The 13,708-nt window shown below is 66.7% G+C and carries 14 protein-coding genes; 6 read left to right on the top strand and 8 right to left on the bottom strand.

From position 1 onward, the window contains the following. Positions 1 to 3: 3 nt before the first annotated feature. Genes ACK4HJ_RS15285 through ACK4HJ_RS15265 form a run of 5 tightly spaced genes read right to left on the bottom strand, consistent with a single transcriptional unit; the run spans position 4 to position 5,041 of the window. Positions 4 to 915 carry an EamA family transporter gene (locus ACK4HJ_RS15285; RefSeq protein WP_409833151.1) on the bottom strand — a complete coding sequence of 304 codons (912 nt, stop codon included), beginning with the start codon at positions 913 to 915 and terminating at the stop codon, positions 4 to 6. Further along, positions 912 to 1,928: an NAD-dependent epimerase/dehydratase family protein gene (locus ACK4HJ_RS15280; RefSeq protein ID WP_409833149.1), complete on the bottom strand. Its 1,017-nt coding sequence runs from the start codon at positions 1,926 to 1,928 to the stop codon at positions 912 to 914. Before ACK4HJ_RS15280 ends, ACK4HJ_RS15285 begins: the two co-directional genes overlap by 4 nt. Further along, positions 1,925 to 2,851, bottom strand: coding sequence for a bile acid:sodium symporter family protein (locus ACK4HJ_RS15275; protein WP_409833147.1), 927 nt, complete (start codon positions 2,849 to 2,851; stop codon positions 1,925 to 1,927). The genes ACK4HJ_RS15280 and ACK4HJ_RS15275 overlap by 4 nt, the downstream gene beginning before the upstream one ends. Positions 2,852 to 2,855: 4 nt before the next feature. Next, a complete protein-coding gene (locus ACK4HJ_RS15270) occupies positions 2,856 to 4,199 on the bottom strand; it encodes a flavin-containing monooxygenase (protein WP_409833146.1) in 1,344 nt (447 codons plus the stop codon). Beyond that, complete coding sequence (locus tag ACK4HJ_RS15265; RefSeq protein ID WP_409833144.1) at positions 4,196 to 5,041, bottom strand: SDR family oxidoreductase; 846 nt, start codon at positions 5,039 to 5,041, stop codon at positions 4,196 to 4,198. The genes ACK4HJ_RS15270 and ACK4HJ_RS15265 overlap by 4 nt, the downstream gene beginning before the upstream one ends. 89 nt (positions 5,042 to 5,130) lie before the next feature. Here ACK4HJ_RS15265 and ACK4HJ_RS15260 point away from each other — a divergent pair, with 89 nt between their 5' ends. From ACK4HJ_RS15260 to ACK4HJ_RS15235, 6 genes are all read left to right on the top strand, one after another. Continuing rightward, positions 5,131 to 5,895, top strand: coding sequence for an IclR family transcriptional regulator (locus ACK4HJ_RS15260; protein WP_409833142.1), 765 nt, complete (start codon positions 5,131 to 5,133; stop codon positions 5,893 to 5,895). A 48-nt stretch (positions 5,896 to 5,943) separates the two neighbouring features. Continuing rightward, the gene (locus tag ACK4HJ_RS15255) at positions 5,944 to 6,312 is read left to right on the top strand and encodes a hypothetical protein (RefSeq protein ID WP_409833140.1); all 369 of its coding nucleotides are present in this window, start codon (positions 5,944 to 5,946) and stop codon (positions 6,310 to 6,312) included. A gap of 140 nt (positions 6,313 to 6,452) precedes the next feature. Continuing rightward, on the top strand, positions 6,453 to 7,430 hold the full coding sequence (locus ACK4HJ_RS15250; protein ID WP_409833138.1) for an MBL fold metallo-hydrolase: 978 nt from the start codon (positions 6,453 to 6,455) through the stop codon (positions 7,428 to 7,430). Continuing rightward, positions 7,405 to 8,028: a histidine phosphatase family protein gene (locus ACK4HJ_RS15245; protein WP_409833136.1), complete on the top strand. Its 624-nt coding sequence runs from the start codon at positions 7,405 to 7,407 to the stop codon at positions 8,026 to 8,028. The genes ACK4HJ_RS15250 and ACK4HJ_RS15245 overlap by 26 nt, the downstream gene beginning before the upstream one ends. Before the next feature lie 164 nt (positions 8,029 to 8,192). Then, positions 8,193 to 9,242, top strand: coding sequence for a transglutaminase-like domain-containing protein (locus ACK4HJ_RS15240; RefSeq protein ID WP_409833134.1), 1,050 nt, complete (start codon positions 8,193 to 8,195; stop codon positions 9,240 to 9,242). Positions 9,243 to 9,278: 36 nt separating this feature from the next. Further along, the gene (locus tag ACK4HJ_RS15235) at positions 9,279 to 9,449 is read left to right on the top strand and encodes a hypothetical protein (protein ID WP_409833132.1); all 171 of its coding nucleotides are present in this window, start codon (positions 9,279 to 9,281) and stop codon (positions 9,447 to 9,449) included. A gap of 108 nt (positions 9,450 to 9,557) precedes the next feature. On the opposite strand, the gene ACK4HJ_RS15230 is transcribed toward ACK4HJ_RS15235, so the two are convergent. From ACK4HJ_RS15230 to ACK4HJ_RS15220, 3 genes are read right to left on the bottom strand one after another with little or no spacing between them, the layout of a single operon-like run. Continuing rightward, positions 9,558 to 12,089 (bottom strand): PAS domain S-box protein, encoded by a 2,532-nt coding sequence (locus tag ACK4HJ_RS15230; protein WP_409833131.1) that lies wholly within the window; start codon positions 12,087 to 12,089, stop codon positions 9,558 to 9,560. A gap of 2 nt (positions 12,090 to 12,091) precedes the next feature. Beyond that, a complete protein-coding gene (locus ACK4HJ_RS15225; RefSeq protein ID WP_409833129.1) occupies positions 12,092 to 12,901 on the bottom strand; it encodes an ABC transporter substrate-binding protein in 810 nt (269 codons plus the stop codon). Between the two features lie 38 nt (positions 12,902 to 12,939). After that, complete coding sequence (locus ACK4HJ_RS15220; RefSeq protein WP_409833205.1) at positions 12,940 to 13,635, bottom strand: HD-GYP domain-containing protein; 696 nt, start codon at positions 13,633 to 13,635, stop codon at positions 12,940 to 12,942. Positions 13,636 to 13,708 lie beyond the last annotated feature (73 nt).

The following is a 13,708-nucleotide window of genomic DNA, read 5'->3' as shown; positions in this document are numbered from 1 at the left end:
ATTTTAGGAACCGCGGCGCTGCCCCCACAGCCGCCCGCCAGCCTGGTTCACCACCAGCCCGCACAGCACCGCCCCCGCGCCCGCCCACTGCAGCGGTGTGGGCGCCTCACCCAGAAAGGCATGTGCCGCCCACAGACCCGCCACTGGCACCAGCAGCGAAAACGGCGTGACCCGGCCCGCCGCATGGCGCTGCAGCAGCTGCGTCCACAGCGTGTAGGCCAGCAAGGTGGCCAGCAGCGCCAGGTACAACACGGCCAGCAGCGACACCGCGTTCAATGCCCGCAGCTGCGCGCCCACGGCCGGCGCGCCCTCCGTCAGCAGGGCCAGCACCCAGAACGGCACGATGGGCACCAGGCTGCTCCACACGATGAACGGAAACGGCGCGTAAGCGCCCCCCTGGGCAGCGCGGCGCGCCACCAGGTTGGAGACGGCCCACATGAAGGCGGCGGACAGCGTCAGGACAAAGCCCGCCAGCGTCATCTGGCCCGGGCCCTCGCCATGCGCCAGGCCAATGGCCATGAGGCCGCCCAGCGCCAGCAGCAGCCCGCACCATTGCCAGGGCCGCGCGCGCTCGCCCAGCAGCGGCGCAGCCAGCAGCAGCGTGAAGAAGGCCTGCGTCTGCATCACCACCGAAGCCATGCCCGCCGTCATGCCCAGTTGCAACCCCAGGAACAGAAACCCAAACTGCCCCAGGCCCTGCGCCAGCCCGTAACCCACCACATAGCGCCAGGGCAGCGCAGGGCGCGGCACGAACAGCACAAACGGCAGCGACGCGGCCATGAAGCGCAAGGCGCCCAGCAGCATGGGGCTCAGGCCTTGCAGGCCCCACTTCATCACCACAAAGTTCAGTCCCCAGATGACGACCACCGCCAGCGCGCGCAGCAGGTCGCCGCGGCTCAGTGCCGTGGCCGTCATGCTGCGGCCGCTGCCGGCGGCGCCACCGCCACCGGCCGCCCCTGTCGAGCGCGGGCCGCCACAAAGGCGTCAAACGCCTCGGCACTGGTCTTGGCGGGCCGGTAGCCCAGCCCGTCCTTAAGAGCGGTGTTCAGCAGCACGGGTCGGTAGCGCAAAAAGTCCAGCTGCTCGGGCCCATAGCGGCTCACGCCCAGGGCAGACCCCGCGGCCAGTGCCGCGCGCAGCAGGCCCGCTGGCAGCTCCAGCACGGGCTTGCCCAGGCGCCGGGCGATCTCGCGCAGCGGCAGCGCGCCATCGCCCGCCAGGTTGTAGCAGCCCGCGCGCCGCGTGCTTAGCGCGTGCAGGATGGCGCCGGTCACGTCTTCGTCCCAGATGAACACAAAGGGACTCTCTCTGCCGCGAATGGCAAGCAGCCGCTTCTTCTCAAACAAGGCGGTGATCTGGTTGTCCACCCGCTCGCCCAGGATGGTGCCGATGCGCAGCACGGTCTGGGCCAGCGCCGGGTGCTGCGCGCGATAGTGCGCCAGCATCTCTTCCACCAGCCGCTTGTGGTGGGCGTAGGCAAACGCTTCATTGCCGCGCAGCGCGTCCGTCTCCCGCAGCCAGGCGGGGTTGTCGTCGTGGTAGCCATAGGCCGCCCCGCTGGAGCTGACCACCAGTTGCTGCACGCCTGCGGCTAAGCAGGCATCAAGCACGTTGCGGCTGCCCAGCACGTCCACCGAATACTCGAACTCCCGGTTGGATTGTTTGCCGGGCGTGACGACGGAGGCCAGGTGCACCACGCTGTCGATGGCGTGGGCTGCTAGCGTGTGCGCGAGGGCCGGGTCGCGCACGTCCTGCACCAGGTAGGTCACGCCCGGCAGGCGGCGCTCGGGAGGCACCTCGCGCACATCGGCAGCAACGACAGCAGCCGCCCCTTCGGGTGCGAGCGCGGCCACCAGACCCCGGCCCAGGAAGCCATCCGCGCCCGTGATGAAAATCCGGCGCCCGCTCAACGGCGCTGTGCCGCTCATGCGCGCTGCTCCGTTGCAGCACCCGCGGCAGCCGGACGGCGCCCCCACCAGCTGGCCAGCGCCAAGCCCGCGATGATGTCCCAAAAGCCCCACACGCCCGCCACCACGGCCATGCCGCCCAAGCCGCCAAAGAAACTGAAGATCAGCACCAAGCCCAGGCCCGCGTTGCGAATGCCGACCTCGATGCTCACCGCGCGCCGGTCGTAGTCGGGCAAGCCGCTGGCGCGCGCGCAGGCATAGCCCGTGCCAAAAGCCAGCGCATCGTGCAGCACCACGGCCAGCAGCACCAGGCCCACGTAATCGAGGAAATAGCGCCAGTTGCCCGCGACCGCGCCCACGATGAAGCCGATCAGGCACACAAAGCTCAGGATGCGCACCGGCCTTTGCACGCGCTGCGTGAGGCGCGGCAGCTTCTCGGCGCAAAGAATGCCCAACACAAAGGGCACGCCGATGATGGCCACGATGTGCCCCGCCATCTCCAGCGGGTCCAGCGCAATGCTGCGCAACAGCGGCGCGGCCGTGGGGTGCAGGCCGCCCCAGAACGCAAAGTTCAGCGGCATGAGCACGATGGCAAGCGCATTGGAGATCGCCGTCATCGACACCGACAGGGCCACGTTGCCCCCGGCGCGGTGCGTGAGGATGTTGCTCACGTTGCCCGGCGGGCAGCATGCCACCAGGATCATGCCCAGCGCAATGCTGGGGCCGGGCTTGAGCAGCAGCGTGAGCACAAAGGTCACGGCCGGCAGCACGATGAATTGCGCGGCGATGCCCACCGCCATGGCACCCGGCATGCGCAGCACGCGCTTGAAGTCGGCCACGCGCGTATCGAGCGCAATGCCGAACATCAGAAAACCCAGCACCACGTTCAGCGCCACCAGCGACGCGGGGTTGAAGTTGAGGCGTATTTCATCGACAGGCAGCATGGCATCAGTCCTTTGTCGCGAGGGCAGCGGCTGCAGCACGCACCGCGGTGCGGTAGGTGTCCTTGTGCACGTAGTACGCCATGCGCTCAAGCTTCAGGTACTTGAAGCCGCCGGAGAGGTCGGGCGGTGGCCCGGCCTTGGCACGGCGCAGGGCTTCGGCACGCGGCGAGCCCTCGGCCTGGGCCCGGAAGAAGCGCGCCACCAGTTCGGCCTGCTCATAGCGGCCCTGCCAGCCGATGCCGCTGGCCTCGATCATGCCCATCACGGCCAAGTTGTCGAAGCGTGGCGAGAAGATGTTCAGGTACAGCTGCGGCGCCATGCCCTGCCAGTTGAGCAGCGCCCGATCGATGAAGGGGTAGTGCAGCTGGTAGCCCGTGGCGCACAGCACCAGGTCATAGTCCTGTGCGCTGCCGCCCTTGAAGTGCACCGTGTGGCCTTCGAAACGCGCGATGTCGGGCTTCACGTGGATGTCGCCGTGGCCCAGGTGGTGCAGCACCAGCGAGTTGACCACCGGGTGCGACTCGTACATCTTGTAGTCGGGCCGCGGCAGGCCGAAACGTGTGGGGTCGCCGGTAAACCACTGCAGCACCATGCGGTCCACCCGCTGCTTGAGCCAGGGCGGCATCTTGAACTTGCCGCCCAGTGTGTCGGCCGACTTGCCGAACACGTACTTGGGCACGAAGTAGTAGCCGCGCCGCACCGACAGATCCACGCTCCTGGCGTAGTGCACCGCGTCCACCGCGATGTCGCAGCCCGAGTTGCCCGCGCCCACCACAAGCACGCGCTTGCCTTTGAACACCTCCGCGCTTTTGTAGGCGCTGGTGTGCATCAACTCGCCATCGAAGTGGCCCTCGAAACGCGGCATGTTGGGCTCGGCCAGCGTGCCGTTGGCAATGACCACGCCTGCAAACTCCGCCGTCTGCGCGGGCCCGCCGTGCTCCGACCAGGTGATGCGCCACAGCGGCGCGGCGCCCTCGCCCACGGGCTCCACCTTGAGCACCCGGGTGCCGAAGCGGTAGTGCTGGCGCAGGCCGAAGTGCTCGGCGAAGTCGCAAAAATACTGCCGCATGTCGCGGTGGCTGGGGTAGTCGGCCACCTCGGGGCGCATGGGGAATTCGGTGAACTCGGTGGTGTGCTTGCTGGAGATCAGGTGGGCCGACTCGTACACCGTGCTGCGCGGGTTGTCGATGTTCCACAGCCCGCCCACCTCGGTATGCGCTTCAAAGCCCTGGAACGGCAGCCCCAGCTTTTGCAGATTGCGCGCCGCAGCCAGGCCACTGGGGCCGGCGCCGATCAGGGCGATCTGCTCGCGGGTGCCCGGCAACGTGCGGGTTGTCTCCGGAGTCATGCGTTGGGGCTTTCTTTTTGGTGGGAGGTCTCAGCGGGTGGCGCAAGGCCAGGAATGGCCGTCGCCCCGACCTCGCCCACGCGCGGCTTGCGGGGTTGGCCGAGCAGCAGGCGGTCGTGCAGGGCATCCGGCAGCAGGTTCAGAAACCGTGCCAGCCAGCCAATGCGTGCGGGCAGCACGATGTGCGTACGCCCACGCGCCACGCCCGCCAGCAGGGCCTGGGCGGCGGCCTCGGGCTCCATCAGGCCGGGCATCGCAAAGCGGTTGCCTGCGGTGAGCGCTGTGCGCAGGTAGCCAGGGCTCACCGTGCTCACCAGCACCCCGGCCGGGCGCAGCTCGGCGCGCAGGCTTTCCAGGTAGCGGATCAGCCCGCCCTTGCTGGCGCAGTAGGCGCCGTTGCCCGGCATGCCGCGCCAGCCCGCGATGCTGGCCACGCCCACCAGCGCGCCCCGCTGCCGCGTGCGCATGGCCGTCACAAAGGGCTGGAAGGTGGTGGCCACACCCAGCAGGTTGATCTCCAGCATGCGGCGCATCACGGCCAGGTCGTCGGCCTCGGCCGTGTCGAAGCCGCCCGCTACGCCCGCGTTGGCAATCACAAGGTCGGGCGGCCCACAGCGCTGCATCCAATCGGTGGCAAGCGCCTGCATGGCGGCGCTGTCGGCCACGTCGGGGGTGTAGATGGCGCAGCGCTCGGGCGCCAGCGCCGCCAATTCCTGCAGCACCGGCCGTTGCAGGCCCACCAGCGCCACGTGGGCGCCCTGGCGGATCAGCAGGCGCGCAATGGCCTGGCCCAGCCCGCCGCAGGCGCCAGTGAGCACAACGTTCTGAAAGGTGGCGGACATGGAACTCCTGATGGATGGCTTTGGCAGCTTATCCACAATGCCCAATAATCCCGAAATGTTTTATGAATTCGTCTCGAATTCCGAGATACATGACCCAAACACCGCCAAACGCCCCGCCCAGCCTGCGCCTTTTTGAACTGCTGGAGGTGCTGTGCGCCCGTGGCCGGCCATTCAGCCTGGCCGACGCAGTGCAAGTCACAGGTTGGCCCAAGCCCAGCGTGCACCGCATGCTGGGCCAGCTGGAAAGCGGTGGGCTGCTGGCCCGCGAGCCGGATGGGCGGCGTTACGCCCCGGCCCCGCGGCTGCTGCGCATGGCCGAGAGCGCACTGGGCGCTGGAACGCAACACGGTGTGCGCCATGCCGTGCTCCGCCAGCTGGTGACGGACATTGGCGAAAGCTGCAACCTGACTGCGCTGAGCGGCGCCGAGGTGATCTACCTGGACCGCGTGGAGTCGGCGTTTCCGCTGCGCATGGAACTGCGGCCTGGCACGCGGGTGCCGGTTCACTGCTCGGCCAGCGGCAAGCTGTTTCTGGCTCACTTGTCATCCGCACGCCGCGCGGCGATCCTGGACGGCCTGCCCCTCACGCGCCACACCGCAACCACCTTGACGGACCGCGCGGCGCTGGAGGCCGAGTTGGAGCAGATCCTTCGGCAGGGCTATGCGACCGATGCCGAAGAGTTTGTGGACGGCCTGGTCTGTGTGGCCGTGCCGGTGATTGCCGGGGGAAGCCCGCGGGTCCGCAGCGCAGTGGCCGTCCAGGCCCCTGCGGCCCGCATGTCGTTGGCCCAGGCGCTGCAGCTGGTGCCGCGTCTGGTCGCCGCCGCACAGGCCCTCGGCCGCACCTGGGCATGATGTCTACGGGATCTCTTCCGCTTTGTACGAGCTTTCATTCACAACACCATGTATCTCAAGTTCCTGGATTTCGACTACAGCGAAGACGCGGATGGCTCCGGCACCTTCGACGCCATGGCCAGCGTTGCGCCCGCGCAGTGGGATGCCCTGCATGGAGAAATCCGTGCCGTGTTGGCTTGGGCCCACGCGCATTTGCCCGCCAGCTGCGGACCGCTGGAAGAAGGTGGCCTGTGGCACTATGACCTGCAAGGCGTCCAGGAGGTCAGCACGCCGCTGGAACTGCGGTTTGATGAAGCCTCCGGCGAGGTGCATTCAGCGGCGGGCACCCCCGCACCGCCCCGCACCACAATCACCCTCACAGTCAGCGGAGGAGCAGAATTTTGCGCGGCGCTGCGCGATGCCTTTGGGCTGGACTGAACGGCATATCGACGGTCCCCTGGCCGCAATTGCGCGCCAAAAGCCCCACGTTGCACACAGGTAAGGTACCAATCCACCGACAGTGCGCCGTCCAGAGATACATTGCAACTCTTTGGTTCAACTTACGACTGGAGAGTTTCATGCTGTCACGCCGCCACTTCCTCGGTGCAGGCCTTGCCGCTACCACCGCCGTATACGCCACCGGTGCCTTTGTTCCGGCATGGGCCCAGAACGCGCCGAACCTGGGCACACCCACGCTGCCCAGCCCCAGCTACCGGCGCATGAAGGTGGGGGACGTGGAAGTCATCGCTTTGAACGACGGCATCACCCGACGACCGCTGGGCGAGGAGTTCGTGAAGAACGCGCCCTTGTCAGAGGTGCGCGCCCTGCTGGCATCGCAGGGACTGCCCACGGACTACATCGACGTGCCGTACACGCCTTTCCTGGTGGTGGCGGGCGCGCGCAAGATTCTGGTGGACACGGGCCTAGGCGAGTTTGGCGGCCCGACCACGGGCAAGTTACTTGACAGCCTGCGCGCTGCGGGCCTGCAGGCTGCGGACATCGACACCATCCTCATCAGCCACTACCACGGTGACCACATCAACGGCATTCGCAACAAGGCCGGTGCGCTGACCTTCCCCAAAGCCAAGGTGATGGTGCCAGCCGCAGAGCACGCGTTCTGGATGGATGACGCCCGCATGGCCGCTGCGCCTGCAGGGATGAAGGGCGCCTTCGAGAACGTGCGACGCACGTTTGCCAGCATGCCGGCCGACTCGCTGGTGCAATTTGCGGCTGGCGGCGAGATTGCGCCAGGCATCAAGTCGGTGGCGGCCTATGGCCACACTCCGGGCCACACACTGTTCGAGCTGACCTCCGCCGGGCAAACCTTTTTCTACGTGGCGGACCTGACCAACGTACCCGCGCTCTTTGCACGCAACCCCGACTGGGCCGTGACGTTCGACATGGACGCAGAAGCCGCGCGCAAGGTTCGCCGTGAAGTATTTGCACGCATCACCGCCAGCAACGCCATGCTGGGCGGGTTCCACTTCCCGTTCCCCGCCATGGGGCGCATGACGGCATCGGGAGCAGGCTATGCCTTCGAGCCAGCCGCTGCGTAAACCCCAACCCACGCGCCGCACCCTGCTGGGTGCTGGCGCGGCAGGGGCGGCTCTGGCGCTTTCGTACCCGCGCACCTGGGCAGCCCAGGACGCCGAGGCTGAAGGGCTGCTGCGCCAGGGCGGCGTCGTGGCGGCCTTTCGCCATTCGCTGGCGCCCGGCACTTTCGACCCGCCCGGGTTTCGCCTGGACGACTGCCGCACCCAGCTCAACCTGAATGACGCTGGCCGCGCGCAGGCCCGCAGCGTAGGCGCTTGGTTCAGGCAGCGGCAGCTGCAACCGGGCAAGGTGCTTTCCAGCCCCTGGTGCCGGTGCGTGGACAGTGCGACGCTGGCCTTCGGCGGCACTCCCCACGTGTGGGCGGCATTGGGATCCCCCCGCGGCAGTCCCGAGACGACAGGTTCGCAGCATCTGCAAGAGCTGCGCGCTGCGCTGGTGGCAGCGTCGGCAAGACCCGGCGTTTTCGACGTGTGGTTCACCCACATGTTCGTGCTGTCGGACTTGGCGGGCAGCAATACCAGTTCTGGCGAGGGGCTCATCCTGCGCGCCGGTGCCAACGGCAAGGCCGATGTGCTGGCACGTCTGATGATCGCCGCCTGAGCGCCACCGCCCTCTGTGGGCGGTCCACGCGGCGACATTCCCGCGCCGCCAGCGGGCACGCGCCATGGCAGCTTGCCTACAGGGCGCGTGTTGGATGCTCGCTATTGTGGGTACACGTCGCTGCGCCGGATGTCTGATGCGCAGCTCCTCACGTTATGTCGCCCATGGCAACCCCCATCCTTTCGCTCACTCCATCCCCCACGCAGGTCAGTGCACGGCGCACTCCTTCCCGCCCCGTCCCCCAAACGCAATCCCGTGTTCGGATTGAGCTGCAGATCGACCTGGCATACGAAGTGGACGATCCCTGCGGTGCGGACTTCGTGTTCAACATCCACGCCGCGCACACGCCCAGCCAGCGGGTCACCCATGAGAGGCTGAGCATCAATCAGGCCATTGCGCACCAGATTGAGACCGACGCGCTTACCGGCACCCGCTATCTTCGGCTGCACGCCGAGACGGGTGCGCTGCAGGTTTCCTACGCCGCCACTGTGGACATCACCCACCACCGGGCGGAACCGGCAACATTGACCGAGATGCCGGTACGCGATCTGCCGCTGGACGTGCTCCGCTACATCTACCCAAGCCGCTACTGCCAGTCTGACCGCCTGCTGAAGCTGGCAGCCTGCGAGTTCGGCAACCTGCCCCCGGGCTACGGCCGCGCCCAAGCAATCTGCGACTGGGTACGCAACCACGTCACCTTTGCGTCCAACACCTCCAACTCCACCACAGCCGCAGTGGATACGTTGATCGAAAAGGTGGGCGTGTGCCGCGACTTTGCGCACCTCATGATCGCGCTGTGCCGGGCTAGCAACCTGCCGGCCCGGTTCACCACGGGCACCGACTATGGCGCAGACCCCGCCCTGGGCCCGCCCGACTTCCATGCCTATGTGGAGGTCTACCTGGGTGGACGCTGGTATCTTTTCGACCCGTCGGGCACTGCCATTCCCATGGGGTTGATGCGGTTTGGAACCGGGCGCGATGCGGCCGATGTGGCGTTCGCCACGATGTTCGGCGGTGTGCGCTCCCACGCGCCGGTCATACGCACCACAGCCATCGACGACGCAGCACAAGGATGGGTGCTGCCGCAGCATGGGATGGACGCGTTGTGCACCGATGGCGGCGTGTACTTGCCGCAGGCCCCGCTCACTTTGGCGCATGCGGCAAAACCCGGCGCTTCCCGCTCATCCAGAAGGGCTCCATCGGGTGTGGCCTAAAATCGCTTCTTTTCCACTATCCACTCAGAGATCATCATGGGCAACAAGATCGTCACCGAAGCAGACCGCAAGCGCACCCCTCCTCCCACACCCCTGCCAGGCGTGTCCCTGCGCACCCCCGGCCGTGGCCAGCGCGTCAGCCTGGAGCGTGGCGTGGCAACGCGCAGCAAGAAGAACCCTGGCAAGCGCTCCAAGAAGGGCGGCTGATGTGCCCGCACTGCGGGGCCACACCGCCCCGCAGGCCCGTCAACAACAAAGCCCTCCGCGCGAGGGCTTTGTTGTTGAAGGGCGGCACAGCGGGCAGACCAAGCCGCCTTATTCCAGTGGCGCCGGTGCGGTCTCGGATTGACCGCGGGCCGGCAGAACGATGTGAAAGGCGGCTCCGCTTGCGGGCACATTGCGCGCATAGATCTGCCCGCCCATGGCTTCCACGATCTTGCGGCAGATCGCCAGCCCCAGCCCCGTGCCGCCCGAGCCGTCCTTGGTTTTGCTGGACTGCACAAACGCCTCAAAAATGTGATCGATCTCGGTCTCGGGGATGCCTGGGCCTTCGTCGCGGATGACGAGGTGTGCCTGTCCCTTGGCATCCATGCGCCCCTCCAGCGTGATGGTGCTGCCTGGAGGCGAGAACTTGATTGCATTGGCCACCACATTGCGGATGACTTGCTGAAAGCGCAGCGGATCCGCCTTGGCCACCAGCGGCAAGTCAGACAACTGCACATCCATCATCAGGTGGCTGCGCGCCAGCAAAGGCTCCAGCTCCTGGATCACGGGGCGCACCACGCCCCGCAGGTCAATGCGCTCCATGTGGAAAGTGCCCACCGTGCTTTCCAGCTTGGACACGTCCAGCAAGTCGTTCACAAGGGTCAGCATGCGCTGGCCTGCCGCGTGGATGTCCTCAAACATGGCTGCCAGCTTGGGTGTGGCCTTGCCGCGCAGCATGCCCAGCTCGGCAAATCCCAGAATGGACTGCAGCGGCGTGCGCAGCTCGTGGCTCATGTTGGCCACGAATTCGGACTTGGACCGCGACGCCTCCTCAGCGGCGTCCCGCGCTTCCTGCGTGGCGCGCTCCGCCTCGCGGAACTCGCTCACGTCCATCAGAATGCTCAGCACCCCCGTCACGCGGCCATGCTCGTCCGCGATGGCCGCCTTGGCAATGCGGGTGTCGCGGCGCGATCCATCGGCGTGCAGGACCTTGGCCTCCACGTAGTTGCGCCCTCCCCAGCGCAGCAGCTGCAAGTCCGCGGCGGCATGCACCTTGGCTTCGTCCGCAGGCAACAGGCTCGTCAGTTCGCGCCCTGTGAGCGTGTCGCGGCCCATACCCTTCCACTCCTCCCACGCGCGGTTGACGCGCACGACGCGGCCCTCGGCGTCGGTCACTGAAACCGGCAGGGGGTTGGTCTCCAGCAGCAGGTCCTGAAACGCCAGCTGCGTCTGCAACTGCTGCTGCGCCACCCAGCGGTCTGTCACGTCCACAGCGCTGCCGGCAAAGCCCGTCACGCGCCCTTCCACACGCAGCGGCACCACTGCCATCTGAAACATCAGCTCGCGCCCATCGGCAACCCGGGCCACCACTTCGCAGATGCGCACGCCCTCCTCGGCGCCTGGGTCTAGCGCCTCAAAAACCCGCTGCTGGCTCTGAGGCTCCACCAGGTCCTGCAGCCGCTGCCCCACGGCCCCGCTCACGTCGCGCCCTGTGAACGCGGTCCAGTGGGCGTTCACGTAGGTGATGACGCCCCGCAGGTCGGTGCGGAAGATCAGCTCCTGCACGCTGCGCATAAGCACCGTGAGTTCGCGCTCGTTCTGCGCGATGCGCGCTTGGGCGGCCTCCACGGCCAGTTGCGCGACTTCTCGGGTGCGTACGCCGCGCCACACGGCCAGCGTGAGGCCCATTACCATCAGGACCAGCGCCACACCAATGCCCACCAGTGCACGGGCATCGGCCAGCCAGCGCCAGAACATGGCTTCGTAGCTCTCCTCGACGATCACCACCAGCGGCTTGGTTGCAGATGCTCGAAAGCTCAGTATCTGTCGCGCCCCCAGCACGCCCGCGCCGGTGTAGGTGGCATGCTCTCGGCGAGGAAGGTAGTCGGTGAACACGGGCAGCTGGCGCACGCTCTGACCCGCCATTGCCGCGGCAGCGCCCGAGCTGGCAAGAACCTGCCCGTCATACGAGGTCACCACCGACTCAAACAATTCGGACTCCAGCGTCAGCCGCTGAAAGTTGGACAGCGCATCCGGATTGATCAGTGCGGCCAAGGTGAGCGCGTGCCCCGCCTCATTGCTGTAACCCAGCAATATCGGCAGGTAGCCCACCCCTGCCGGTGCGGCCGCCGCAGGCGCACGCAGCTGAATGCTCTGCAGGCTGCGGCCCGGGGTCAAACCGCCCAGTGCCGTCTGGCCGGGCATGACCCGGGGGCCCAGCCGCTCCATGTCCACAAAAATTTCGGCGTCACTGGGCAGCGTGCTGGCAATCACCCGCCCTCCGTTCTCCAAAACTGCCAGCCCCCGCAGAAACGACAGCCCAGCCAGTGCTTGGTTCAGGGCTTCGGACATGCTGCGCGGATCGGCTGCCACCGCATTGAGCGCAGGAGAGGCGGATAGTGCTTCCAGCGCCAGCTCGGTAGTCTCTACAGTGCGCGTGGCCTGGTCTTCCAGCACGCGGGCCAGCATGGCCGCCTGGACTTGGTGCTGTGCCCGAGCTGCGCGGAAATCATTGGCGGTCAGCGCGATCACGGCCACCACCGAGGCGAGGGCCGCAAGCCCGCCTCCCATCAGAACGAGTTGGCTGGTACGGCCCCAGCGCGCGCGCAGGCCACTCGGAAACGACACGGGAAACCACTGCATGCTCATGGCACCACGATGGCTTCCAGCCCGTGGCGGCCCGCCGCCGCCCTGAGCCGGCCATCACGCTTGATGCGCGCCACAAAGGCATCGATGGTGGCCAGCCACTGTGCGTCGCCAGGCTTCACGGCATATCCATACGGCAGCACGAAGAAGGGCTGCGGGGATTCGACCAAGCGCGCCCAGTCAGCGTTGTCCAGCAAGCGGCGGCTGTAGGGGAAGTCGGTCATGAACACATCCAGGCGCCCGGCAACGAGCTCGCGCTCACGGGTTGCGGGAGGCCTCACCGTCACCAGGGTGGCCTTCTTGAGGTTCTGCGCCATCACCGGCTCCATGAACGTGCCGGCCTGCACCCCCACCAACACTCCGGGCCGGTCGATGTCGGCCCACTGCTTCACCACCGCATTGCTTTTGGTGGTGACGCCGTAGATGTCGCTGCGCAGATACGGCTGCGAGAAGGCCAGCCTCTCCGCACGCTGGGGCAGGATGCCGATCGCAAACATGGCCACATCGCAGCGGCCTTGCGTGACGTCGTCCACCAGCGTGGCAAAAGACGACTCCACATAATCCACGCGTGCCTTAAGGTCCCGCCCCAGTTCAGCCGACAACTCGATGTCAATCCCTACGAGCTCCTGCGTGCGGGGGTGGCGATAGGTGACGCCGTAATACCCGGGCCAGATGCACACCTTCACAATGGATTCGGCCTGAACCTTTTGCAGGACCTGCCCTGCTGTGGCAGGCCAGGACAGGAGTGCCGCGACAGCGCTGGCTACACCGGCGGTTGCCACACCCAAGATGCGTAGCAAAGGTTTCACAGACTCAATCCCCTGTCGGTTTGGCGCAGTCGCTGAGTTCATGGAGCATCCACCAGCGCGTCAAAGCTGGGCCGCTCATCCGTGATCTTGCAGCGCAGCTGGTTGATCTGGGCGGCATGCTCCACGAAGACATCCACCAGATCGGGGTCGAAAGCACGCCCCCGCTCTGCCAGCATCATCTCCAGCACCTGCTGCATTGGCAATGCTTTGCGGTACACATGGTCCATGGTCAACGCGTCAAAAAAATCCACCACGGCAGTGATGCGGCCGGACAAGGGGATGTCCGCATCGGCCAAACCGTGAGGATAGCCCGAGCCGTCAAAACGTTCGTGGTGTGTCAAGGCCACTTCGGCGGCCATCTGAAACACAGGGATGTGGGAGCGCCCCAGAATGTCCGCGCCCATGGCGGCGTGGCGGTTCATTACTTGGCGTTCTTCGGGGCTGAGCGGGCCGGGCTTTTTGAGGATGCTGTCCGGAATCCCGATCTTGCCCACATCGTGCATGGGTGCTGCCTTGCGCAACATGCCGGCGTAGCGGGCGTCCTGCCCCGCCAGCAAAGCCAAGGCCTCCGCCAGATACCCGATGCGAACGATGTGCACCCCGGTGTCGTCATCCTTGAGGTCGGCCGCCATCGACAACTGCAACAGCGCGGCATGGTGCGCACGGGTCACCTCTTTCAGGGCTTCGTTGCGCTCGTGGTACATGCGCCGAGTGTCCGCCACGAACATTTCCATCTGATCACCCGCCGCTTGCTCGTAGCGCCGCACCTGGCCGCCGGCCAGAGGGCACTCTGATCGCAAGCGGCAG

The sequence above is a fragment of the Acidovorax sp. genome (assembly GCF_046294525.1).
In the GTDB taxonomy this organism is placed as follows: domain Bacteria; phylum Pseudomonadota; class Gammaproteobacteria; order Burkholderiales; family Burkholderiaceae_C; genus Acidovorax.
The sequence above is the reverse complement of the archived record's forward strand: the minus strand, read 5'-3'. Positions and strand labels throughout refer to the sequence as shown.